Source organism: bacterium, from assembly GCA_004299235.1.
Classification (GTDB): Bacteria; Chloroflexota; Dormibacteria; order Dormibacterales; family Dormibacteraceae; genus SCQL01.
The window spans coordinates 1-1,176 of the sequence record SCQL01000073.1 but is presented as its reverse complement, the minus strand read 5'-3'; the positions used below and the strand labels follow the sequence as shown (position 1 = coordinate 1,176).

Annotated in this window: 1 protein-coding gene; it reads left to right on the top strand. The window is 69.9% G+C overall.

Annotated features, from left to right (window positions below; all coding sequences use genetic code 11):
* Positions 1-65: 65 nt before the first annotated feature.
* The coding region (locus tag EPN29_14315; GenBank protein ID TAN30408.1) for a conjugal transfer protein at positions 66-1,176 on the top strand (1,111 nt) is incomplete at its 3' end.

Below are 1,176 nucleotides of genomic sequence, written 5' to 3'. Positions count from 1 at the left end.
GTGGAGAAGGACGCGCACCTGAGGCCTGTGGGACGGAAACGGCCGTGACGGTCTCGATGCGCCGGATGTCCGCGGGCAGCGGCTACCAGTACCTGCTGCGCAGCGTCGCGGCTGGCGACGGCAACCGCGTCCTGTCGACGCCGCTGACTCGCTACTACTCCGAGGTCGGTACGCCGCCCGGCCGCTGGCTCGGATCCGGCGTCGGTGCCTTCGGCGCCGGCCAGCTCCGGCCGGGCATGCCGGTGAGCGAGGAGCATCTCGCCCTGCTGGTGGGCATGGGCCGAGACCCCATCACGGGGGAGCAGCTCGGCCGGGCGTATCCGTCGTACAAGCGGCTCTCGGATCGGATTTCCGAGCGCGTTGGCGCCCTTGATCCCGAGATGACCCAGGAGGAATGCGCGGCCGAGACCACGAGGATCGAGGCCGAGGAGACCGCCGCTGGGATGCGACGAGCGGTGGCCGGGTTCGACCTCACCTTCAGCGTTCCGAAGTCCGTGTCCGTGCTCTGGGGTGTCGCAGACGCCGTCACCCAGGAGCGGATCGTCGCCGCCCATCACACGGCGGTCGCAGACGTGATTGCGCTCTTCGAGCGAGAGGTCGCCGCCACTCGTGCGGGCCTCTCCGATGCTGACGGCGCCATCGCTCAGGTCGACGTGGCAGGTGTCGCTGCCGTCGCCTACGACCACTTCGACTCGAGGGCCGGCGACCCGCAGCTCCACACGCACGTCGTGGTTGCCAACAAGGTGCTGACCGTCATGGACGGCCGCTGGCGCAGCCTTGACGGACGCCCGGTCTTCGCCTCACGCACCGGCCTGTCGGCGCACTACGACGCCCTCCTCGCTGACCGGCTGTCGCGCGACCTCGGCATCGAATGGGAGCTGCGTCAGCGCGGACCCGACCGGAATCCCCGATGGGAGATCGTCGGTGTCACCGACGAGCTGATCACGGAGTTCTCCAGCCGTACGCGCGAGATCGAGCTCAAGAAGGAAGAGCTCATCGCGGAGTACGTCGCACAGCACGGGCGAATGCCCTCGGCGAGGACGATCGTTGAGCTCCGGGCCCAGGCGACGCTGGCCACGCGCCCGCCGAAGGAGGTCCGGTCGCTCGCCGACCTGACAGGTGAGTGGCGGCAGCGTGCCGCGGAGCAGTTGGGGGCCGAGCCGACCGGGTGGTCGC